The 22080-nt window shown below is 65.8% G+C and carries 20 protein-coding genes; 12 read left to right on the forward strand and 8 right to left on the reverse strand.

Annotated elements, in window-relative coordinates; genetic code table 11:
• Positions 1-65: 65 nt before the first annotated feature.
• From H9627_RS12055 to H9627_RS12065, 3 genes are all read left to right on the forward strand, one after another.
• Positions 66-533: a nucleoside deaminase gene (locus H9627_RS12055; protein WP_191734283.1), complete on the forward strand. Its 468-nt coding sequence runs from the start codon at positions 66-68 to the stop codon at positions 531-533.
• 106 nt (positions 534-639) lie between these two features.
• Positions 640-1617 (forward strand): pyridoxal-phosphate dependent enzyme, encoded by a 978-nt coding sequence (locus H9627_RS12060; protein ID WP_191734284.1) that lies wholly within the window; start codon positions 640-642, stop codon positions 1615-1617.
• Positions 1614-4280, forward strand: a complete 2667-nt coding sequence (locus H9627_RS12065; RefSeq protein WP_191734285.1) for an FAD/NAD(P)-binding protein — start codon at positions 1614-1616, stop codon at positions 4278-4280. The genes H9627_RS12060 and H9627_RS12065 overlap by 4 nt, the downstream gene beginning before the upstream one ends.
• Here the strand turns inward: H9627_RS12065 and bioD are convergent.
• Both bioD and H9627_RS12075 read right to left on the reverse strand, forming a co-directional pair.
• Positions 4227-4889, reverse strand: coding sequence for a dethiobiotin synthase (gene bioD, locus H9627_RS12070; protein ID WP_191734286.1), 663 nt, complete (start codon positions 4887-4889; stop codon positions 4227-4229). The two genes, H9627_RS12065 and bioD, sit on opposite strands and share 54 nt — an antisense overlap.
• Positions 4886-6184 (reverse strand): adenosylmethionine--8-amino-7-oxononanoate transaminase, encoded by a 1299-nt coding sequence (locus tag H9627_RS12075; RefSeq protein ID WP_191734287.1) that lies wholly within the window; start codon positions 6182-6184, stop codon positions 4886-4888. The genes bioD and H9627_RS12075 overlap by 4 nt, the downstream gene beginning before the upstream one ends.
• A 121-nt stretch (positions 6185-6305) precedes the next feature.
• Between H9627_RS12075 and H9627_RS12080 the strand changes: the two genes are divergently transcribed.
• Both H9627_RS12080 and H9627_RS12085 read left to right on the forward strand, forming a co-directional pair.
• On the forward strand, positions 6306-7784 hold the full coding sequence (locus H9627_RS12080) for a peptide MFS transporter (RefSeq protein WP_191734288.1): 1479 nt from the start codon (positions 6306-6308) through the stop codon (positions 7782-7784).
• 23 nt (positions 7785-7807) lie between these two features.
• A complete protein-coding gene (locus H9627_RS12085; protein ID WP_191734289.1) occupies positions 7808-8371 on the forward strand; it encodes an HD domain-containing protein in 564 nt (187 codons plus the stop codon).
• A 6-nt stretch (positions 8372-8377) separates the two neighbouring features.
• Here H9627_RS12085 and H9627_RS12090 read toward each other — a convergent pair whose 3' ends face one another.
• Positions 8378-8800 carry a hypothetical protein gene (locus H9627_RS12090; protein WP_191734290.1) on the reverse strand — a complete coding sequence of 141 codons (423 nt, stop codon included), beginning with the start codon at positions 8798-8800 and terminating at the stop codon, positions 8378-8380.
• 42 nt (positions 8801-8842) lie between these two features.
• Positions 8843-9550: an IclR family transcriptional regulator gene (locus tag H9627_RS12095; protein ID WP_191734291.1), complete on the reverse strand. Its 708-nt coding sequence runs from the start codon at positions 9548-9550 to the stop codon at positions 8843-8845.
• 320 nt (positions 9551-9870) lie between these two features.
• Between H9627_RS12095 and leuC the strand changes: the two genes are divergently transcribed.
• A complete protein-coding gene (gene leuC, locus H9627_RS12100) occupies positions 9871-11316 on the forward strand; it encodes a 3-isopropylmalate dehydratase large subunit (RefSeq protein ID WP_191734292.1) in 1446 nt (481 codons plus the stop codon).
• 45 nt (positions 11317-11361) lie between these two features.
• Positions 11362-11952: a 3-isopropylmalate dehydratase small subunit gene (gene leuD, locus H9627_RS12105; RefSeq protein ID WP_191734293.1), complete on the forward strand. Its 591-nt coding sequence runs from the start codon at positions 11362-11364 to the stop codon at positions 11950-11952.
• Positions 11953-12023: 71 nt separating this feature from the next.
• On the opposite strand, the gene H9627_RS12110 is transcribed toward leuD, so the two are convergent.
• A complete protein-coding gene (locus H9627_RS12110; protein ID WP_318247791.1) occupies positions 12024-13037 on the reverse strand; it encodes an NUDIX hydrolase in 1014 nt (337 codons plus the stop codon).
• Positions 13038-13309: 272 nt separating this feature from the next.
• Between H9627_RS12110 and H9627_RS12115 the strand changes: the two genes are divergently transcribed.
• Together H9627_RS12115 and H9627_RS12120 are read left to right on the forward strand one after the other, a co-directional pair.
• Complete coding sequence (locus tag H9627_RS12115) at positions 13310-14329, forward strand: NAD(P)H-dependent glycerol-3-phosphate dehydrogenase (RefSeq protein ID WP_191734294.1); 1020 nt, start codon at positions 13310-13312, stop codon at positions 14327-14329.
• Between the two features lie 24 nt (positions 14330-14353).
• Entirely contained in the window at positions 14354-15439 is a 1086-nt protein-coding gene (locus H9627_RS12120) for a D-alanine--D-alanine ligase family protein (protein ID WP_191734295.1), read from the forward strand.
• On the opposite strand, the gene H9627_RS12125 is transcribed toward H9627_RS12120, so the two are convergent.
• The 3 genes from H9627_RS12125 to H9627_RS12135 form a co-directional block, all read right to left on the reverse strand.
• Positions 15436-16488, reverse strand: a complete 1053-nt coding sequence (locus tag H9627_RS12125) for an LLM class flavin-dependent oxidoreductase (RefSeq protein WP_191734296.1) — start codon at positions 16486-16488, stop codon at positions 15436-15438. The two genes, H9627_RS12120 and H9627_RS12125, sit on opposite strands and share 4 nt — an antisense overlap.
• Positions 16489-16490: 2 nt before the next feature.
• Complete coding sequence (locus tag H9627_RS12130) at positions 16491-17477, reverse strand: LLM class flavin-dependent oxidoreductase (RefSeq protein ID WP_191734297.1); 987 nt, start codon at positions 17475-17477, stop codon at positions 16491-16493.
• A gap of 74 nt (positions 17478-17551) precedes the next feature.
• Positions 17552-18493 (reverse strand): DUF3515 domain-containing protein, encoded by a 942-nt coding sequence (locus H9627_RS12135; RefSeq protein ID WP_191734334.1) that lies wholly within the window; start codon positions 18491-18493, stop codon positions 17552-17554.
• Positions 18494-18661: 168 nt separating this feature from the next.
• Between H9627_RS12135 and H9627_RS12140 the strand changes: the two genes are divergently transcribed.
• From H9627_RS12140 to H9627_RS12150, 3 genes are read left to right on the forward strand one after another with little or no spacing between them, the layout of a single operon-like run.
• Positions 18662-19648 (forward strand): thiamine-phosphate kinase, encoded by a 987-nt coding sequence (locus H9627_RS12140; RefSeq protein ID WP_191734298.1) that lies wholly within the window; start codon positions 18662-18664, stop codon positions 19646-19648.
• 9 nt (positions 19649-19657) lie between these two features.
• Positions 19658-20365, forward strand: coding sequence for a uracil-DNA glycosylase (locus tag H9627_RS12145; protein WP_191734299.1), 708 nt, complete (start codon positions 19658-19660; stop codon positions 20363-20365).
• 11 nt (positions 20366-20376) lie between these two features.
• A complete protein-coding gene (locus H9627_RS12150) occupies positions 20377-22080 on the forward strand; it encodes a DAK2 domain-containing protein (RefSeq protein ID WP_191734300.1) in 1704 nt (567 codons plus the stop codon).

The following is a 22080-nucleotide window of genomic DNA, read 5'->3' on the forward strand; positions in this document are numbered from 1 at the left end:
AAACGGTAATCGAGGATCACCCCGTGCGCACGCCCATCCCGCCGACGCGGGCATAATCGGGGACCATGAACCCGAACTTTCTCCAACGCGCCGTCGAGCTGTCCCGCAGGGGAATGGAGGCCGGTCAGGGCGGTCCCTTCGGGGCGGTCATTGTCCGTGGTGACCGCATCATCGCGGAGGCCTACAACACTGTGCTCACCACGAAGGATCCCACCAACCATGCGGAGATGGTCGCCATCCGGTCCGCGAGCCGTCAGCTCAACACCCCGGATCTCACCGGGTGCGAGCTCTACGTCAATGCCCAACCGTGTCCGATGTGCGCCGGGGCCGTGTACTGGGCGCGCCTCGGGAAGGTGTATTTCGCCAATACCGCAGCGGAGTCCGCACGGATCGGGTTTGATGATGTGAGGATCGATACCGAGTTGGGCAGGAGCCCGCACGACCGCAGTATCCCCTTCGAGCATGTCCCGGACCGGCGCGCCCGGGAGGTGTTCGACGACTGGCTGTGCATGGAGGGACGGGTCAAGTATTAAATGCGCATCCGGGCTGACAGGGGAGCGTCGTAAAGCGCGGTTGCGCAGGGCACCGGTGGAAACACCCACGGTAGTACACCCGGTACCCCCGCATGTGACCTCGATCATGCGTATGCTCGCGTGCATGAATGGCACAACTGGTCTAAAACTACCGGGTCTCACGATCGCCGACACCATCGGCAACACCCCTCTCGTGCGGCTGGACCGGCTCATCACGGACCGGGATTTCACACTGTGGGCGAAGCTCGAATACTTCAACCCGGGTGGTAGCGCCAAGGACCGTACCGCCCATGCCATGGTCACCGCAGGCAACCTCAAACCCGGGGATGTGGTGGTGGAATCCAGCTCCGGCAACCTCGGCATCGCGCTGGCCCGTGAGGCGGTGCTCGGTGACTGGACGTTCCACTGTGTGGTGGATCCCCGCGCCAACCGCAGCACCGTCAAACACATGCAGGCCCTGGGTGCGGTGGTCCACCAGATCACCGAGCCGGATGAGGAGACAGGGGACTGGCTGGTGGCCCGCCGCAAGCGGGTTGCTCAGCTGCTGGAGGAGATCCCGGAGGCGATCTGTCTGGATCAGTACTCCAACACCGAGGCCTTCCGCGCGCACCAGGAGGGCACGATGACCGAGATCGTCCAGCAGTTGGGCCGCGCACCCGACCACCTGTTGGTCGCGGTGAGCACCACCGGCACCATCGGCGGATGCCTGCGCCACATCGAGGCCCACCACCTGCCCACGCAGGTCACCGCGGTCGACGCGATGGGGTCGGTGCTTTTCGACGGCAACCCCGGCCCCCGTCACCTCCCGGGCTTCGGTGCCGGCATGGTTCCCGAACTGTCCCGGCAGATCACCCCACACCGGGTGCTGCGGGTGGCTGACCGTGAATCAGTGGAGGGCGCCCGCACCCTGGTCCGGAAGGAGACCATCCTGCCGGGCGCCTCGGGCGGGGCGGTGATCGCGGCCGTCGAAAAGCTCAAGGACGTGTTCGAACCCGGCAGTGATGTCGTGGTGGTCCTGCACGACAGTGGAACCAGATATATGGACACGATTTACAACGATGATTGGGTGGAGGAGAATCTGTGATCAAGGTAGCGATCATCGGGGGCGGACCCCGCGGACTGTGGGCTTCCGAGGAATTACTCGGACTGGCACGGGAACGCGGGGTGGATGTGGATCTGCACGTGTTCGACGACGGTGCCGGCGTGGCCTATACCGATGACCTGCCCGACGAGTGGCTGGTCAATGTGCGTTCCTCGCTCATCCGCACCCAGCTGGGCAGCTTCGATGACTGGCGCGGGGTGCATGATGATCCCTTCCCGTCGCGTCGCCAGGTCGGCCATTTCCTCGTCGCCTCCTGGACCGCGCTGGGGGAGCATGTGCCGATGGGTTGCACCCTGACCCGGCATGAGATGCATGTGGATTCGCTCGCACCGGAAGGAGCGCAGTGGCTGGTCAACGGCACCGCCTTCGATGAGGTCCTGCTGGCCACCGGCCATGCCCATGACTGGCCCGGAGCCTTAAGCGCCGAGGATCTTCCCGGGGGTGTCCGCCTGATCAGCTCTCCATACCCACCGCACAACCTGGAGGACATTGGTCCCGAGGACCGCGTGCTGGTGCGCGGGGCCGCCCTGACCTTCATCGATATCATCCGTGCCTGCGATCCGGCTGTGTTCATCCCGGTCACCCGCACCGGACAGCTGATGACGGTGAAACCGGATCTCGGCGACCTGGATGCTACGGAAATACTGGAGGAGGGCAAGCGTCGCATCCTGGAGGTTGCCGATCTCCCCGAACTGGTTGCGGTGCTGGAGGATGTCTCCACCCGCCTACAGGATCTGGCCGGCCGCGACGACGATGCCTGGGGCAGGGGGATCGCCTGGCGCGATATGTACACCGCCATCGTGGAACGCGCCTCCTTTGAGGGACGCGACAGCCTCGAGGGCTTCGGGGAACTCGCCCGGGAGATGGAACGCGTGGCTTTCGGCCCACCACCGGAAAGCGCCGAGCATCTCCACCACCTCATCGACACCGGCAAGATCGACATCACCCACCTGGGTCGGGGCCGCGAACCCCTGCGCGAGCTGGCCGAGGAGCTGGGCGTCACCGTGGTCATCGATGCCATCATCCCGCCACCCGGGGTGGTGCCCGGAACCCTGGTCGCCGACCTCGTCGATGCCGGTCACGCCCGCATCCGCCCCGGCACCCGCGGCCTGGATGTGAACCCGGATGGCACCGTGGTGGGGCAGTCCCACCTGTCTGCTGTCGGCCGCATGACCGAGGACGTGGTCCTGGGCAATGACACCCTGTCGCGCACCCTGCACGATGTGATCCCACGCTGGGCGCGCCGGGTGGTGTCCGGCCCCGAGCAGGTCCACGGCATCCCACCGCTGACCGCACGCCTGGAGCCGTGGGCAGCTGACCTGGCCAGTGATCCGGCGGCCTGTCGCGGGCTGATCAGTGAGTTCGGCAGCCCCGTCAATGTCCTGCACTCCGGATCCATGCCCCGCAACATCAACGAGCTGGTTGAGGCCGGTGCACAGATGGGCGTGGACACTCGCATCTTCTTCGCCCGCAAGGCCAACAAGGGCCTGACCTTCGTTGATGCGGTGCGCGATGCCGGTCATGGTGTGGATGTCGCCAGTGAGCGCGAGCTGTCCCAGGTGCTCGGACGTGGTGTGCCGGGGGAGCGGATCATCCTCTCCGCCGCCATCAAACCGGATAGCCTGCTGGAGCTCGCGATCGCCAACGGCGTGGTCATTTCCGCGGATTCCCGCGATGAGCTCGACCGCATCGCAGCCCTGGCCGGTGACAGCCTCGCACGGGTGGCACCCCGCGTGGCACCGGATCCCGCCACCATGCCGCCGACCCGTTTCGGTGAGCGCGTCGGTGACTGGGCCCGCCACCTGACGGCGCCGGTGCCGGGCGTGGACATCGTCGGCCTGCACGTCCACCTCCACGGGTACTCCGCCGTCGACCGCGCGGCCGCGCTGCGCGAGTGCTGTGAGCTTGTCGACGCCCTCACCGCCGCCGGCCACACCCCCCGCTTCATCGATCTCGGTGGCGGGGTACCCATGAGTTACCTCGACTCCACCGAACAGTGGCTGAAGTACCAGTCCGCGCGCAGCGCCGCCCTGGGTGGCTACGCTGACCCGTTCATCTGGAAATCCGACCCGCTCAACAACACCTACCCCTACCACCAGACCCCGGTGCGTGGGCCCTGGTTGAAGCAGGTCCTCGGCGAGGGTGTTGCGGAGATGCTCATCGAGCGTGGCCTGCGCCTGCACCTGGAGCCGGGCAGAAGCCTGTTGGACGGCTGCGGGCTCATCCTCGCGGAGGTGGCGTTCGTCAAAACCCGCAGCGACGGTGTCCCACTGGTGGGCCTGGCCATGAACCGCACCCAGTGCCGTACCACCTCCGATGACTACCTCATCGACCCGCTGCACATCACCGACGAGGCGAACGGTGAGGAGCTGGAGGCCTTCCTGGTCGGTGCCTACTGCATCGAGGATGAACTCATCCTGCGCCGACGCATCCGCTTCCCCCGCGGGGTGAAGGCCGGCGATATCATCGGCATCCCCAACACCGCCGGTTATTTCATGCACATCCTGGAAAGCGCATCCCACCAGATCCCCCTGGCGAAGAACGTGGTGTGGCCGGCAGGGGAACTCGATGACATCGACCGCCTGAACGGGTCAGAGGGGGAGGGTGAGGCAGCTCTTCGCCATCGTCTGGAAGCGGTCCGGTAGCAGGTCCCCGGCACCGGCCGGCAGCACCCCGAGCAGGGGAAGCTGACAGATCCGGGTGAGTTCCCCATGGTTGAGCTGTTCCGCCAGACTGGGTTCGGGGGAGGCGGAACCGCCGATCAACCCCAGCACCTCAACACCGGCGGCGCGGGCTGCCTGCACGCTGAGTTCCGCGGCGTTCAGGCTGCCCAGCCCCAGGGAGGTCACCAGCACCAACGGCGCGTCGAGCTCGGCGGCCACATCCAGCAGGGTCACATCATCCGCCAGGCGGACCAGCACACCACCGGCACCCTCCACCAGAACAATCCGGTCGGGTGCATCGATGTTGCGGATCTCCCTGGCGAGGTCGGGCAGGGTGACCTGGGGCAGACCCGCGTGCCGTGCTGCGAGGTTGGGTGCCAGCGGGTCCGGGTAGCGGGTGAACTCCACCCCCCTGATACCGCTGAGCCTTTCGACGGTGTGGATATCACCCCTGCCGTCCGGCTCGCCGGTCTGGACCGGCTTGACGGGGATCACCCGGTCACCCCGGTGGTGGAAGGCCGATGCGAGCGCCGCGGTGGCGATGGTCTTGCCCACATCCGTGCCGGTGCCACTGATGAAGAGGATGCTCATGGCCTGCTCCCCGCAGCCCGGACGGCAGCGGCCACACCGCGGCAGATCGTGGCGATGTCCTCCGTGGTGCAGATATAGGGAGGCATGACGTAGATGAGACGTCCGAAGGGACGTAACCATACTCCCTCCGCGATGGCTGCCCGGGTGGTGGGGATGATATCCACCGGGGTGGTCATCTCCACCACGCCGATGGCGCCGAGGACGCGGACATCGGCCACCCCGGGTTCCCGGCGCAGTGGGTCCAGTCCCGCCCTGAGTTCCGTTTCAATCCCGAGCACCGCGGACCGCCACCCACCCTCGGCGATGATCGCCAGGGATTCCGCAGCCACCGCGCAGGCCAGGGGATTGGCCATGAAGGTGGGGCCGTGCATCAGCGCGCCTCCGCCACGGGGTGAGGTGATCGCGTCGGCGACCGCGGTGGTGCACAGGGTGGCGGCCAGTGTCATGAACCCACCGGTGAGTGCTTTACCCACGCACAGGATGTCGGGGGTCACCCCGGCGGCCGAGGTGGCGAACAGGCTGCCGGTACGGCCGAATCCGGTGGCTATCTCATCGGCGATCATGAGGATGTCCCGGCGATCGCAGATTTCCCGGACACCGGCCACCAGACAGTGATCATGAAAACGCATACCGCCGGCACCCTGGACCACCGGTTCGATGATGATCGCGGCCACGGTGTCATCCACCAGGGCCTCAAGCTCGTCCAGATAGCGTTCCAGATCCTGCGGGTCAGAACCCCGAACGGGTGGGGCGGGCGCGAAGAGCTGCTGCGCCAGGACACCGCCCCACAGGGAATGCATGCCACCGTCGGGATCGCAGACACTCATCGCGGCGAAGGTGTCCCCGTGGTATCCGGAGCGCCAGGTCAGCAGGCGGGTGCGCTCCGGATGCCCGATGCCGCGGGAGTACTGGAGGGCCATCTTCACGGCGACCTCCACGGCGACGGAGCCGGAATCGGAGTAGAAGACGGTGTCCAGGGGAGCGTCGACAAGCTCCAGCAGCGCCCGGGTCAGCCGGGCTGCGGGCTCGTGCGTCAGACCACCGAACATCACGTGGCTCATGCGGTGGGCCTGGGCGGTGGCGGCGGCCACCAGGCGCGGGTGCCCGTGTCCGTGCACCGCGGACCACCATGAGCTCATGCCGTCGATCAGTTGGGTGCCATCGCTGAGGTGGAGGTGGATTCCCTCGGTGGCCGAGACCGGGAGCACCGGTGCCCCGGGGGCGGAATAGGGGTGCCAGATGTGGTTTTTATCCAGCTCGAGGATGTCCTCAGGGGTCAGTGTGTCTGTGTGCATCTTTCTCCTGCGTGCGCTGTGGTGGGGATGTTTGTGCACTATAACCCCTGTATTGAACGGTGTTCAATCAACGGGGGTGGAAATGGGAGGGCCGGGGCGTGAGGGTGCATAATGTCTCACCATGAACATAATTGAACACCGTTCAACACGGGTTGTGCTGGTGAGGCATCCCCGCTCAATGCCCGCAATGGTCACCATCGAGATGTGGGAGCGTTTCAGCTTCTACGGCATGCAGGCCATCCTCGCGTACTACCTCTACGCCCAGGTGGGGGCCGGTGGGCTGGGGATGGAAACCCACCACGCCACCGCAGTGGTGGGTGCCTACGGGGCCTTCCTCTACCTGTGTACCTTCGCCGGGGGCTGGATCAGTGACCGCCTGCTCGGTGCGGAGAAAACCCTCCTGGGTGGGGCGGTCGCGCTGGTCATCGGACACCTCGGGCTGTCTGTCATCCCGGGGTATCCCGGCCTCGCGGTGGGACTGATCCTCATCGCCCTGGGGTCCGGATTTCTCAAGACCGCCGCGATCACCATCCTCGGAGGTTCCTACCCGGCCACCTCGGGGAAGCGGAGTGTGGGCTTCCAGTACTTCTACCTCGGCATCAACATCGGTGCCTTCCTGGGGCCCCTCCTCACCGGATGGTTGGCGGTCCACCATGGCTACCATATGGGTTTCGGTGCCGCGGCGGTCCTCATGCTCATCGGTGTGCTGTCCTATCTGCGGATGCGTCCGGGCATGCTGGAATCCCTACCGGAGGAGGTCCGGAACTCCATGCGCGCCCCCGCCCAGCCCCTCAGTCCTGCGGGGAGGATGACCACCCTGACGGTCACTGTGATCGTCACCGCCCTGGTGGCCTGGGTCCTGGGTACCGGAATCCTGCCACCGGGCCTGCTGTCCCATGTCCTGCTTGCGGGCACGGTGACCGTTGCGCTGGTGCTCATCCTGCAGATCCTCCGGTCCCCGCAGGTCACCGCAGCTGAGCGACACCGGGTCGTGGCTTTTCTCCCGCTCGCACTGGCCTCCGTGGCCTTCTGGGCACTCCAGGCCCAGATCTATGGTGTGCTCGCTGTGTATTCCGACCTCCGCCTCAACCGCGAGGTCCTCGGCTGGGAGATCCCCGCTGCCTGGACACAGTCACTGAACCCCCTGTTCATCCTGCTCTTCACCTTCCCCCTGGCCTACCTCCTCTCCCGCCGGGGAGACCGTGATCCCCAGGCGTCGACCAAGATGGGTGGTGGCGTGATACTGGCTGGTTCGGCCATGCTCATCCTGTTACCGTTTGTGGGCGGCGGGCCCGGCTCCACCCCGTTCATGGCGCTGGCCCTCACCATCGCCGTGATGACCCTGGGGGAGTTGTTCATCGGACCGGTGGGCATGGCCTCGACCTCCACCCACGCACCACGGGCATTCGCAACCCGATTCTCCGCCCTGTATTTCCTCACCATCGCGATCGGTACCTCGGCCGCAGGGTCCCTGTCGACCCTCTATGACCCCACCTCCGCGACCGCGGAAGCCCGTTACCTCCTCTTCATGGGTGCGGTGGCGATGCTCATTGGTGTGGCCACCCTGGGGTGGTCCCGGTGGCTGCGTTCCCGGGGTTAGACCCCTCCATTAGTCTGGCCCACATGAACACACTCACCCCCAGGCTGCGCCGGGCGATCACCGTTGCGTCCGTCGCCCACCGTGATCATGTCCGCAAGGGCAGTGGGATCCCCTACATCACGCATCTGTTCTCCGTGATGTATCTGCTGGGGGCGGTGACCGATGATGAGGATGTGCTGATTGCGGGCCTGCTGCATGACACCCTGGAGGATGTCCCCGAACACTATTCCGCCGAGCAGATGGAGGCGGACTTCGGGCCCCGGGTGCTGCGGCTGGTGCGCGATCTGACCAAGGACGATTCCCTGCCCCGGTGGCGGGACCGCTCGGAGGCCTACCTGGCACACCTTGAACACCACGCCGACCGTGATGCCGTACTCATCAGCCTTGCGGACAAGACCCACAACCTCATGTCCATCTTTGATGATCACGAGGTCATCGGGGAGCGGTTGTGGGACCGGTTCAACTCCACCAAGGAGGAGAACCAGTGGTGGTATGCGCAGATCCACCGCGTGGCGGTGGCGCGGGTGGGCCACAACCAGCTCACCGATCAGCTCGGGGAGCTGGTGCGCCGGTTGCACGCACTTTGATGGTGACTAACGCCCCAGCTCATCCGGGGTGCAGATGGGCACGAGCGAGATGAACTGCTCCGAGGCGCCCCTGCTGCGCAGGTCGGTGTCGCTATAACAGCCCCTCGTCAGGCCGGTTTGGGTGGTTCCGGCGTGTTCCACGGGCCACCACCGGCCATCCCGGAATTCAAAGGCCTCCACCCAGTCGGTCTGGTACTGGCCCACCCAGGCGAAGGTGCTGTCGCAGTAGACAACTAAGGTGCGGTCGGACCCCCGCCACTCCGGGAGGGCATCGTTGAACAGGCGCGGGGAACAGTCACCGTGCTGAGGCATCAGGAAGGAGCTGAGGCCTGCAGAGCTGCCTGTGGCCTGGGCGGAGGCGGGAAGGGGCTGGATGATGCCGGCGGAGAGCGCCAGGGCGGCAGTCACAGCTGCAAGAGTGCGTTTCATCGTCACAGTATAAATCAGAGATGCGACCGGTACGCGCAAAATCTACAGCAGGGCACCGAGGCGGTCGGCGGCGTCGATAAGCTCACTTCCCCACAGAGCTGCGGGGTGGGGGCGCAGGCGCTCGGCCGCGCCCGAGATGGACAGCACGGCGATCATGGAACCGTTGGAGTCGAAGACGGGGCAGGAGAGGCTGGCCAGACCCACCTCGCGTTCGCTGACGGATTCCGCGAGCCCGGTGGCGCGCACCTGATCCAGATCTGCAGGTGTGAAGGCGCCGGGGGCGAGGTTGGGGTTGTGGGCGGCGAACACCCGGGCCGCCGACCCGGCGTGAAGCGGCATACGGGTGCCCACCGGAACCACGTTCTTCAGCCCGGAGGAGGGTTCCTGGCTGGCCACACAGGTGCGGGAATTCCCGGTGAGCCGGTAGAGCTGGACGGATTCACCGGTGCGTTCCATCAGGTCGGTCATGATGGGCACGGCGATGTCGATGAGGGTGTCGGTACCGCGGGCCCCGAGGGAGGCCAGACGCGCCCCGATGGTCCAGCGACTGTCCCGGGAGCGGGCCAGCATGCCGTGGACCTCTAGTGCGGAGGCCAGGCGGTGAGCCGTCGCGCGCGGAAGGGAGGTGGCCGCCGCGAGCTCGGCGAGTGAGCGTGGCTGCTCAGCGATGACGTTGAGGATGGTCACCGCCCGGTCTAGTACCTTGATGCCACTTTCCGTGGTGATCTCATGTTCTTCTTGCTGTCCCATGCCTCGAATCTATCAGTCCACTGGGTGGGACACCGTCAGCGGTGGGCCTGTCTGGGCTTGTCGGCGCCGTATATAGAGGCCCCCGAATCGCGGGAGTAACGGTGATCACGCGCGCAGTGTGACAAATAGAGGTGGGAATGCGCTATACTATCCCATGAAGCGAAACGACTGTCCCAAAGGGTGGGATTCTGGTTGGTTGGGCGGGCATGGTTCCACGGCGCGGAATTAGCCACCTGAAACCCCTGACGATCCCACCCCTGACGGATAGGCCAATCACGCGGATTCAACCACTTCACACAGTTTAAGGACGGTGAATTTCCATGACCAGCCCCGTGGATACCAGCACCTCGAAGGAGAAGCTGACCCTGGCAGAGAAGGTGTGGCGCGACCATGTCGTGTCCAAGGGAGAAAACGGCGAACCCGATCTCCTCTACATCGACCTGCAGCTGCTGCATGAGGTCACCTCCCCGCAGGCCTTCGACGGTCTCCGCATGGCCGGCCGCAAGCTGCGCCGTCCCGACCTGCACCTGGCCACCGAGGACCACAACGTGCCCACCGAGGGCATCAAGACCGGGTCCCTGCTGGAGATCAACGACCAGATCTCCCGCCTCCAGGTGTCCACACTGCGTGACAACTGCAAGGAGTTCGGTGTCCGCCTGCACCCCATGGGTGACGTGCGTCAGGGCATCGTCCACACCGTCGGCCCGCAGTTGGGTGCCACCCAGCCGGGCATGACCATCGTGTGCGGTGACTCCCACACCTCCACCCACGGTGCCTTCGGCGCCATGGCCTTCGGCATCGGCACCTCCGAGGTCGAGCACGTCATGGCCACCCAGACCCTGCCACTCAAGCCGTTCAAGACCATGGCCATCGAGGTCACCGGTGAACTGCAGCCGGGTGTGTCCTCCAAGGACCTGATCCTGGCGATCATCGCGAAGATCGGCACCGGCGGCGGCCAGGGATACGTCCTGGAGTACCGCGGCGAGGCCATTCGCAAGCTGTCCATGGATGCCCGCATGACCATCTGCAACATGTCCATCGAGGCTGGTGCCCGCGCTGGCATGATCGCCCCGGATGAGACCACCTTCGACTACGTCAAGGGCCGCGAGATGGCCCCGACGGGTGCGGACTGGGATGAGGCCGTGGCCTACTGGAAGACCCTGCCCACCGATGAGGGTGCGGAGTTCGACAAGGTCGTGGAGATCGACGGTTCCGCCCTGACCCCGTTCGTCACCTGGGGCACCAACCCCGGCCAGGGCCTGCCCCTGTCCGAGACCGTCCCGGATCCCGAGGACTTCACCAACGACAATGACAAGGCCTCCGCCGAGAAGGCCCTGCAGTACATGGACCTGACCCCGGGCACCCCGCTGCGCGAGATCAAGATCGACACCGTGTTCCTGGGTTCCTGCACCAACGCACGCATCGAGGACCTGGAGATCGCCGCGGAGATCCTCAAGGGCCGCAAGATCGCCGATGACATCCGCATGATGGTGGTTCCCTCCTCCACCTGGGTCAAGCAGGAGGCGGAGAAACTCGGACTGGACAAGATCTTCATCGAGGCCGGCGCCGAGTGGCGCACCGCAGGCTGTTCCATGTGCCTGGGCATGAACCCCGACCAGCTCAAGCCCGGTGAGCGTTCCGCCTCCACCTCCAACCGCAACTTCGAGGGCCGCCAGGGCCCGGGTGGACGCACCCACCTGGTGTCCCCGGCCGTGGCCGCCGCCACCGCCATCCGCGGCAAGCTGTCCTCCCCGGCGGACCTGTAACCAGACCCCGACCCCATTCAAACGGACCTTTTAGGAGTTTTTCCCGTGGAGAAGTTCACCAAGCACACCGGCGTCGGCGTTCCACTGCAGCGTTCCAACGTGGATACCGACCAGATCATCCCCGCCGTCTACCTCAAGCGCGTCACCCGCACCGGTTTCGAGGACGGCCTGTTTTCCAACTGGCGCCAGAACGACCCTGACTTCGTGCTCAACCAGGAGACCTACAAGAACGGTTCCGTGCTCATCGCCGGACCGGACTTCGGTACCGGGTCCTCCCGCGAGCACGCCGTCTGGGCCCTGATGGACTACGGTTTCCGTGCCGTGTTCTCCTCCCGTTTCGCCGATATCTTCCGCGGCAACTCGGGCAAGGCGGGTCTGCTCACCGGCATCATGGAGCAGTCCGACATCGAGCTGCTGTGGAAGCTCATGGAGCAGACCCCCGGCCTGGAGATGACCGTCGATCTGGAGAATCAGACCGTCGTCGCCGGCGATGCCGTGATCAGCTTCGAGGTGGATCCCTACATCCGCTGGCGTCTCATGGAGGGGCTTGACGATGTCGGCCTCACCCTGCGCAAGGTCGACGAGATTAAGGCCTACGAGGCTAAGCGTCCGGCCTTCAAGCCGAGCGCGCTGTAGATTCGCAGTCAATAGGAAGATGGCCCCGGGGTGGAAACCACCCCGGGGCCCTTGGCGTCTGCTCCGGCGAGCTATTTCACCGGTAGCGCGCTGGCGAGGTAGTCAGCCCCGGTGAGTACCTCGTTGTGGAAGCTCAGGACCCACACGGAACCCTTCCGGGTTTTCAGCTCCTCCTCGGGGATGGGGAGGGTGCCGTTCTCGGTGAGCCAGGACAGCATCCCCGGAATTGCGTCACCCTGGCTGATGATGACCGGGACGCCGCCCTCACCGACGACCTCCATGAAACGCTTCTTCGCGGCCTCGGGGTTCTCATTCCACGCCTCATCGCCGAAGAGCCTGTTCACCCCGATGTCCAGACCGAGCTCATCGGCCAGGGGCAGGGCAGTGGTCTGGCAGCGGTCCGGCACCGCGGAGTAGATCGCGGTTGGTTTGAAGGGCAGCAGCATGGGCACGAGCATCTCGGCCTGCCGGCGGCCCTTCTTATCCAGGGGGCGTTTGTTGTCATCGCCGGCCCAGGTGCGACGGGCATGGGCGCGGGCGTGACGGATGTAGAGCACCCGGGTGGTGGTGGGGTTCTGGAAACGCTTCCTCGCCTTGGCCAGCACCTTGGTGTCCACCTGGTAGCTCAGCAGGTCGCAGGCCTCCTCGATGGGCAGCCAGCGGATCTCGTCCACCTCGTCGTTGGGCACGAACTGCCCGCCGAGGACCTTGGCGGTCCAGTAGTAGACCACCTTGGTGCGGTCGAGTACCGGGTAGGTCACCTTGCCGATGAGCTTGCCCAGGCGGATGTCATATCCTGTTTCCTCGGCGATCTCGCGGGCGCAGGTGGTGGGGATGGACTCACCCGGATCGACCTTGCCCTTGGCCAGCGACCAGTCGTCGTAATGCGGACGGTGGATGACGGCGACCTCGATGGAGTCCGGGTTGAACATGTCGCCACGCCACAGGACGGCACCGGCGGCCAGGGTCGGACGGGTGAACTCCCGGGTGGGTTTGGAACCGATCTTCTGCAGGCGACCGTTGATCAGCATCGCTGAGTCCTGGTCTTTGTCCGTCTCGTGGAGCATCTGGGTTTTCTTGGACATTCTCGGTTCACCTTTCGCGACTGTGTGCGGGGTAGTTGTGAGAACCTCCCGGCGGCTGGTTTCCACGGCCTGCGGGGCAATCACGTGCATCTCCTGCTGGTATTTTATCCATTGTTCACCACAACCGTGGCCATCGCATGTTGTGCCGCGGCGTGTTTGCTCACATCTGCTCCCTGCTGCGCATCCTGGGTGGGATAATCCACCGATAATCCACCGGAGGGTGACCTGCGCCGATCAGAGGCGATGGGATACCCTGAGACGGTCAATGCGTAGTGATCGAAAGGGTGTGGCAGTTGGTTTCCGTAGCGGTGATGGGTGCGGGTTCCTGGGGAACCACCCTGGCCAAGGTCTTTGCCGATGCCGGTAACACCGTCCAACTGTGGGCCCGGCGCGAGAGCCTCGCTGAGACGATCCGCACGACCAGGGAGAATCCCGATTACCTGCCGGGGATCACCCTGCCGGATTCGGTCATCGTCACCTCCGATGCGCAGGCCGCACTCGACGGGTGTTCCATCGTGGTGCTCGGTATCCCGTCGCAGGCGCTGCGCACCACCCTGGTGGAGTGGAGGGATCTCATTCCCTCCGATGCCACCCTCGTCTCGCTGGCCAAGGGCATCGAGAAGGACACCCACCTGCGGATGAGCCAGGTGATCGCGGAGGTCACCGGTGCTGATCCCTCACGCATCGCGGTGTTGTCCGGCCCGAACCTGGCCCGTGAGATCGCGGAGGGACAACCGGCGGCCACGGTGATCGCCTGTGAGGATGAGAACCGGGCCAAGCTGGTGCAGGCTGCGGTCGCCGCACCGTATTTCCGGCCCTACACCAATACCGATGTCATCGGCACGGAGCTGGGTGGTGCATGTAAGAACGTCATCGCCCTGGCCTGCGGTATCGCCCACGGGTTCGGACTGGGGGAGAACTCCAATGCCTCCCTGATCACCCGCGGTCTTGCGGAGATCGCGCGTCTGGGCAAGGCCATGGGGGCGGATCCCCGCACCTTCGCCGGGCTCGCCGGCATGGGTGACCTGGTGGCCACCTGCTCTTCACCACTGTCCCGTAACCGCACCTTCGGTGACCGCCTTGGCCGGGGTGAATCACTCGAGCAGGCCCGTGAGGCCACGCACGGTCAGGTGGCTGAGGGTGTGATCTCCTCCCAGTCCATCCATGATCTGGCGGTCGGGTTGGGCGTCGAGATGCCCATCACCCAGGCGGTCTACGCGGTGTGCCATCAGGGGATGGCGGTGCGGGAGATGGTCGACGCGCTGATGGGCAGGTCGAAGAAGGCGGAGTGAGGGAACGTTGTAAGCTTTGCCGGTGTGAGTAACTCAAATTCCGCCAAAGTCCGCGTCGCCGTCCTCTATGGTGGCCGCAGCGCCGAGCACTCGGTGTCGTGTGTGTCCGCCGGTGCCATCATCGCGCACCTTGATCCCGAGAAGTATGAGGTCATCCCCGTCGGTATCACCGTGGACGGTGCCTGGGTGGTCGGTGAGTCCGATCCGGAGCGTCTGCGCCTGATCGACCGCACCATGCCCGAGGTGCAGCGCCGGGAGGAGATCCGCCCCAGCCTGGATCCCGCCCACCGCGGTGAGTTCCACTTCGCCGATGGGTCCCTCTACGCCACCGCGGATGTCATCTTCCCGGTGCTGCATGGTCGTTTCGGTGAGGACGGCACCATCCAGGGCATGTTCGCCCTGTCGGACATCCCCGTGGTGGGGCCGGGCGTGCTGTCCTCGGCTGCGGGTATGGATAAGGAGTTCACCAAGAAGCTCATGGCCGCGGAGGGCCTGCCGATCGGTCGTGAGGTCATCCTGCGTGATCGCGCCGAGCTGACCGACGCGGAGAAGAAGCTGCTGGGTCTTCCCGTCTTCGTCAAACCCGCCCGCGGTGGCTCTTCCATCGGTATCTCCAAGGTCAGCAGCTGGGATGATCTCCCCGCCGCCGTTGAGCTGGCCCGCCTGAATGATGAGAAGGTCATCGTGGAATCCGAGATCGTCGGCGCCGAGGTGGAGTGCGGTGTGCTGCAGTATCCGGATGGCCGCATCGTGGCCTCCCTCCCGGCCATGCTGCGTGGCACCGAGGACGGCGAGGGTGGTTTCTACGACTTCGACACCAAGTACCTCGACAATGTGGTTACCGCGGAGATCCCGGCGCCACTGGATGACGCGACCATTGAACTGGTGCAGTCCCTGGCCGTGGAGACCTTCCAGGCCCTGGCCTGTGAGGGCCTGGCGCGCGTGGATTTCTTCGTCACCTCCAATGGCCCGGTCCTCAACGAGATCAACACCATGCCGGGCTTCACCCCGATCTCCATGTACCCGCAGATGTTCGCCGCGTCCGGGGTGGACTACGAGGAGCTTCTCGACGTCCTCGTCCAGCAGGCACTGCACCGCTCCACCACCTAGCGACCCAGCAGGCGCTCCACCCGGGGTTTGACCTCGGTGGCCAACAGGGTGATGGATTCCAGGACATGCTCATGCGGCAGACCCCCGATATCCATCTGCAGGAAATGCCGCATGTGCCCCAGGTGGCCGTGCAGATCAACGATCCGCCGTGCCACCTCGTCGGGGTCACCCACATAGTAGGCACCCGGCGCCGAGGCCTGCGCCAGATAGGCATTTTTATCAGGGGCGGGCCATCCACGCAGCCGGCCCATCTCCACATTGAGGTTGTGCCAGCCGGGATAGAACCGGTCGAGGGCCTCCTGTTTGGTCGGCGCCACCAGGCCCAACGCTGCGACGGAGACCTTGATGTTGTCGCCGCTGTGTCCGGCCCGGGCGGCTGTCTCCCGGTAGAGCTGCGCCAGGGGAGCAAACCGGTGTGGGGCCCCGCCGATGATGCCGTAGGAGATCGGCAGTCCGAGTTGCCCGGCCCGCACCGAGGACCCGGCGTTACCACCGGTGGCCAGCCAGATCGGCAACCTACCGCGGACCGGACGTGGCACCACCGCGAGGTTCTCCAGGGATGGACGGCGCGTACCTGACCAGGTCACCTGCTCATCATCGCTGTTGGTGATGGTCAGGAGCAGATCGAGTTTCTCCGCGTAGAGCTCGTCATAATCGGTGAGGTCATAACCGAACAGGGGAAAGGTCTCCACGGAGGAACCGCGACCCGCGGTGATCTCCACGCGACCCCCACCGGAGACCGCATCGGCGATGGCGAACTGCTGGAAAACCCGCACGGGATCGTCGGTGCCGATGATGCTGGCGGCGCTGCCGAGGGTGATCCGGGAGGTGGTGGCGGCCGCCGCTGCGATCAGCGCACCGGGGGAGGACACGGGCATGGTGGTGGTGTGGTGTTCACCGATACCGAAATAATCCAGTCCCTCCCGGTCCGCGAGGACGATTGCCTCCAGCAGGTTGCGGATCGCCTCCGAGGTGGGGCGGTGGGTGCCATCCGGGTTGAGTGGGGTGTCGCCGAAACTGTAGGCTCCGATCTCCATGGTCAGAACCATGATCAGAACCACGCCTCGGCCAGCAGCTGCAGGGAACGCTCCCGCACCTTCGGGTCGAAGGCGTAGGTGACGGTGATCAGCTCATCGGCACCGGTGCGCTCCACGAACTCCTCCAGCTGGGTGGTGGCCGTCTTCGGCGAACCCACCGCCTGGATCCGCAGCATGGACTGGGCCCCGCCGCTGCCGGGGAGGGTCGCCGGGTCCACCGGGGGCTGGATCTTCCGGCGCTGTCCGGTCTGGATGTCGGCGAACATCTGCTGGATCACGGTGAATTCGCGCTTGGCCTCGGCGTCGGTGTCGGCGACCAGGACATTGATGCCGGCCATGATGTAGGGCTTGTCTATCTGGGCGGTGGGCATCTCGGTGGAGAAGGTGTCCCGGTAGACCCGGATGGCCTGATCGATCTGGTCGGGCGCGAAGTGGGAGGCCAGGGAGAACGGCAGACCCAGCTGCCCGGCGATGGCGGCACCGTTGATGGTGGATCCCAACACCCAGATCGGCACGTTGGTCCCAGCGGAGGCGGCGGAGACAATCGGCATGCTGTGGGAGGATCCGGCGTCGCTGAACCATCCCTGCAGGTCATAGATGCTCTCGGCGAAGGCCTGCGGTTCGGCTGAGGAACGGCTCAGGGCCTGGGCGGTCATCCCATCGGTACCGGGTGCGCGTCCCAGACCCAGATCAATCCGGTCCCCGTACATGTTGGCCAGGGTGCCGTATTGTTCTGCCACCATCAGCGGGGCGTGGTTGGGGAGCATGACCCCGCCGGAACCCACGCGGATCCGGTCGGTGACGGAGGCTGCCTGCCCGACCAGCAGTGCGGTGGCACTGGAAGCCAGGTTCACGGTGTTGTGGTGTTCGGCGAACCACAGCCGGTGATACCCCAGTTCATCGGCGAGCCGGGCGGCGTCCATGGAGGCTGCGATGGCATCGCGGGCGGTGGACCCCTCGGAGATGGACACGAGGTCGAGGATGTTCAACGGTACTGACATTGGTTCTTTCCTTGTGTGAACGGGGAAGGGGTGGGCTGTAACCGGAGCCTACCTGCGTTCACCGAAACGACCAGCTAGACCGCCGGGACGTGCTCCTCGATCGCCTCGCTGATCTGCACCAGCGCGCCACCGGCGTACTGCGGCAGGGACACCGCGATATCCGTCTCGCGGCCCAGGGCGTACCAGGTGGCCGAGGTGGTGCCGGTGGCCAGGATGGTGTCCTCGAACCACGGGATGTCATTGATCTGCTGGAGGACGGCACCGGCCTCGTAGTTCTCCGAGGGCTCAACACCACAACGCACCACGATCGGTTCCAGACCGGCGGATTTCCAGGCCACGGCGTCATCGCCGTAACCGGCGGCGGCCATCGCGGGATCATCGATGAGTTCATAGGTGATCGCGTCCTCCCCGGAACCCACCTCGAGTGTGGGAGGCAGGGCGTCGATAAGCGCACTGCAGTTCCCGGAACCAGCGGCGAGCTGGGACAGCGGCGCCGGGAAGGGCTCACCGTCGCGCTGTTCCAGCGCACCCACCGCATCGGTGAAGGGTGCCACCGGGGTATCGGCGTTGTCGGTGCTCATATTATCGGCGGTGATGGCGACCACGGGGAAGCGGTCGACGGAGTACCACGTCTGCAGGGAGGACCCCGCGGTGACATCCGCGACCGGCAGCCAGGTCACCCCATCCACCTCGACGGTCTCGGCGAGTTCGGTGTACTGGAACGGCATGTCCACACCACAGCGCAGGGTCACCCGTTCCAGCTCGGAACTGGACCACGCGGCCACACCGGCGGGCACCGGTTCGATGATCTGCGCGCGGGTGTGCCCGAAGGCGGAACCCGGCAGGGATTGGATGAGCGCGGCGCATTCCTCGGACTCCGCCTCCGGGGCGGGCAGGGTACTCATCGCCACCTGCTGCTGACCCGCCGGGCCCAACAGCACACGCGCACCCACCAGTACGCCGGCGGTGAGCAGCAGGGAGAGGACCAGGGCGATGACGATGGGGGTCTTGTTCATCCCCCGGGCGGCCACACCCGCGGCGGTGGTTCCAGCAGGACGGGAGGGTACAGACCCGTTATTGTTTTCGGCACTCATGATCCATCAGCCTACCCGTGGGTGGTTAGACTGGAAAACACTGATCACCAGTAGATATTTCCCCCAAAAGCCTGAGGAGCTGACCCCGACGTGCCGAATGTGACATTCCCGGAACACCTGCAGGGCGGGCCCACCGTCGGTGAGATCGGAGAATTCGAGGTGATCCGGGTCATCACGGAGCAGGCCAGTTCCGCCCTCAACGGTGATGATGCCGCCGTGCTGCGCCACGCATCCCCCAATTCCCGCGCGGTGGCCACCACCGACATGCTGGTTGAGGGCAGGCATTTCCAACTGGACTGGTCCACCCCGGAGGAGATCGGGCAGAAGGCGATCGTGCAGAACTTCGCCGACATCGAGGCCATGGGTGCCCGCCCCATCGCTGCTCTGCTGGCATTATCCGCCCCCACCCATACCCCGGTGGAGTTCGTCCGTGGCCTGGCACGCGGCATCGGTCAGCGGGTGGAGGAGTACTCCGCGGAACTCGTCGGCGGTGACATCACCTCCGGGACCTCCCTGGTGTTGTCGGTGACGGCCCTGGGGTCGCTGGGGGGTTCCCTGCCGGAACTCACCCTCAACCGCGCGCGGCCCGGCCAGGTGGTGGTCGCGCACGGACGCATCGGTTACTCCGCGGCCGGCCTGGCCCTGCTGCAGCGTTTCGGTCGCGCCGGGGTGCCGGCTGAACTGACCCCGCTGGTGGAAGCCCACTGCGCACCGAGGCTCAACCCGGGTCGCGGCATGATCGCGCGTGCCGCCGGGGCCACCGCCATGACCGACAACTCCGACGGCCTCATCGTGGACCTGTCCCAGCTGGCCCGGAAATCCGGTGTGCGCATCGACATCGACTCCGACACCATCGCCCCGGATGATCTGCTCAGCGCCGCCGGTGAGACCCTCGGTCGTGATCCCTGGGAGTGGATCCTGTCGGGCGGGGAGGACCACACCCTGCTGTCCACCACCTTCGGCGAGCCCCCCAGCGGTTTCCGCGCCATCGGCCATGTCACCAAGCCCCGTCTCGATGACCCGGTCACCGTGGACAAGAAAACCCCGGCGTACGCATCGGGCTGGCAAAGCTTCTAGGCTGGCGCCATGCTTGTCGACGAACAACCCACCACCCCCCAGTGGCAGACCATCGATGATCTGCCCGTCCACCCCTCCTGGCGGGGAGTACTAGAGCCAGTCATGGACCAGATCCGCGACCTGGGACAGTTCCTCACCTCCGAAACTGACGCCGGGCGTGGATTCCTGCCACCCGAACCGGACATCTTCCGGGCCTTCAGTTATCCCTTCGACGAGGTGAAGGTGCTCATCCTCGGCCAGGATCCCTATCCCACCCCGGGGCATTCCATGGGCTTGTGTTTTTCCACCCAACCCGGGGTGCGGCCCCTGCCACGCAGCCTGGTCAATATCTTCAAGGAGATGGCCACCGACCTGGGGGTGAGCATCAACGCCACCGACGGGGATCTCCGCCACTGGTCACGCCAGGGCGTCATGCTGCTCAACCGGGTGCTCACCGTGCAACCCGGTAACTCCAACAGCCACAAGGGCCGGGGTTGGGAGGCGGTGACCGAGACGGCCATCACGGCCCTGGGGCAGCGTAACCAGCCCCTGGTGGCCATCCTTTGGGGAAGGCAGGCTCAGGCGGTGCAGAAATTCCTCGGTGACACCCCGTGCATCACCTCGGCGCATCCCTCACCATTATCGGCATCGCGGGGTTTCTTCGGTTCCCGCCCCTTCAGCACCACCAACCGGATGTTGGATGACCTGGGTGCCACCCCCGTCGACTGGCGACTGTAAAGTAAGTCACTATGTCAGACCTCAGCAGCACAACCCCGGTACCGGCGAACACCCCCGCACCGGTACAGGTGCCCGCTGAAACCCTCTCCGCCGCCGGCGTGCTCGGGTGGGCGAGCAGGGCCGTGGCGGAACTCTCCGCCCGTCGCGCGGAGATCAACGCCCTCAACGTCTTCCCGGTCCCGGACGCCGACACCGGCTCCAACATGACCCACACCATGGAAGCCGCCCTCAACGAGGCCCGCAAACTCGACTCCGATGCCACCGTCGCCCGCATTACCGAGGCCCTGGCCGTCGGTTCGGTCCGCGGCGCCCGCGGCAACTCCGGGGTGGTGCTCAGCCAGGTGCTGCGCGCCATCGCCCAGGCCGCCGCCGACGGGGTGATCGACGGCCACACCATCCAGAAATCCCTGTCCATCGCCCGGTCCCTGGTGGACCGCGCCATCACCGATCCCGTCGAGGGCACCGTGGTCACCGTCCTGCGGGCCTCCGCCATCGCCGCGGAACAGGCCGTGGAGGAGGGATACGCATCGCTGACCGATGTGGTCAACCACGCCGTTTGGGCCGCCCGCACCGCCCTGGCACGCACCCCCTCCCAACTCGAGGTCCTGCGCGAGGCCGGGGTGGTCGATGCCGGGGGACAGGGACTGGTCATCCTCCTGGAGAGCCTCCAGCAGCAGATCACCGGCGCCCCCGGTCCCGCCGGTGGCCTGGACGCCGGCACCCAGACCGGCACCCGCGCACCGGAGGGTGAATCCAGGCCCATTACCATCGACCATGATTCCCATGGCAGGGTCGGCGACCTCGAGGTCATGTTCTACCTCACCTGCGCGCAGGCCGAGGACTTCGATGCCCTCCAGCAGGAGATCGCCGGGCTCGGCGACAGCCTGCTCATCGCCCGCGAATCCGACACCCGCGGCACCGTGCACATCCATTCGCGCCGGGCCGGGGAGGTCATCGAGGCCGCCTTCCGGGCCGGGGAGGTCACCCACCTGCGCCTGGAGATCCTCCCGGAGGCACGTTCCACCGAGGTACCGCGCCGTGTGCTCATCGCGGTCACCCCGCACGGTTCGCTCGCGGATCTCTACCAGAGCGCCGGGGCCACCGTGGTCGCCCGCGATACGGCAGAACTGGCAGAGGCGGAACCATCCAATGAGATCGTCTCGGAGATCGTCGCCGCGGCCCGGGCCACCCGGGCCGATGAGGTGATCCTGCTGCCCAACGGTCTGCTGACCAAACGGGAGCTGGTCTCCATTGAGCGCTCCAGCCACGCCTTCGAACAGGCCGTGATCATCCTGCCCACCTCCACCCTGGTCGCCGGCATTGCCGCGCTGTCCCTCCACGACCCCAGTCAACCCTTGGGCGTTGATTCCTACGCCATGGCGGAGGCGGCCAGTGCCATGCGCACCGCCGAGCTGCGTGTCGCCGGCAGCGCCGCCCTCACCCAGGCGGGTGCCTGCTCCAAGGGGGACCTATTGGCGTTCTCCGGCCAGGAGATCCTGCTCATCGCGGAGGACCTCAATGACGCGCTGTCCCGCACCTGCCTGCGGCTGCTGGACGGCGGTGGGGAACAGGTGACCCTGCTCATCGCCCGCGACCGCGAGAAGGACTTCGACGAGGACACCTTCCGCCGTGGCCTGGGCACCCATTCTCGCGTGGATCTGACCGTCTACCCGGCATCCGGAATGAAGAATCTCGTGGAGATCGGGGTGGAATAG

The sequence above is a fragment of the Corynebacterium gallinarum genome (assembly GCF_014837045.1).
Taxonomy (GTDB): Bacteria; Actinomycetota; Actinomycetes; order Mycobacteriales; family Mycobacteriaceae; genus Corynebacterium; species Corynebacterium gallinarum.

Coding starts and splice junctions, on each gene's coding strand:
- H9627_RS12055 (WP_191734283.1), top strand. CDS start 66: ATGAACCCGAACTTTCTCCAACGCGCCGTCGAGCTGTCCCGCAGGGGA.
- H9627_RS12060 (WP_191734284.1), top strand. CDS start 640: ATGCGTATGCTCGCGTGCATGAATGGCACAACTGGTCTAAAACTACCG.
- bioD (WP_191734286.1), bottom strand. CDS start 4,889: ATGAGCATCCTCTTCATCAGTGGCACCGGCACGGATGTGGGCAAGACC.
- H9627_RS12075 (WP_191734287.1), bottom strand. CDS start 6,184: ATGCACACAGACACACTGACCCCTGAGGACATCCTCGAGCTGGATAAA.
- H9627_RS12080 (WP_191734288.1), top strand. CDS start 6,306: ATGAACATAATTGAACACCGTTCAACACGGGTTGTGCTGGTGAGGCAT.
- H9627_RS12085 (WP_191734289.1), top strand. CDS start 7,808: ATGAACACACTCACCCCCAGGCTGCGCCGGGCGATCACCGTTGCGTCC.
- H9627_RS12090 (WP_191734290.1), bottom strand. CDS start 8,800: ATGAAACGCACTCTTGCAGCTGTGACTGCCGCCCTGGCGCTCTCCGCC.
- H9627_RS12095 (WP_191734291.1), bottom strand. CDS start 9,550: ATGGGACAGCAAGAAGAACATGAGATCACCACGGAAAGTGGCATCAAG.
- leuC (WP_191734292.1), top strand. CDS start 9,871: ATGACCAGCCCCGTGGATACCAGCACCTCGAAGGAGAAGCTGACCCTG.
- H9627_RS12110 (WP_318247791.1), bottom strand. CDS start 13,037: ATGTCCAAGAAAACCCAGATGCTCCACGAGACGGACAAAGACCAGGAC.
- H9627_RS12125 (WP_191734296.1), bottom strand. CDS start 16,488: ATGGTTCTGACCATGGAGATCGGAGCCTACAGTTTCGGCGACACCCCA.
- H9627_RS12130 (WP_191734297.1), bottom strand. CDS start 17,477: ATGTCAGTACCGTTGAACATCCTCGACCTCGTGTCCATCTCCGAGGGG.
- H9627_RS12135 (WP_191734334.1), bottom strand. CDS start 18,493: ATGAACAAGACCCCCATCGTCATCGCCCTGGTCCTCTCCCTGCTGCTC.
- H9627_RS12145 (WP_191734299.1), top strand. CDS start 19,658: ATGCTTGTCGACGAACAACCCACCACCCCCCAGTGGCAGACCATCGAT.
- H9627_RS12150 (WP_191734300.1), top strand. CDS start 20,377: ATGTCAGACCTCAGCAGCACAACCCCGGTACCGGCGAACACCCCCGCA.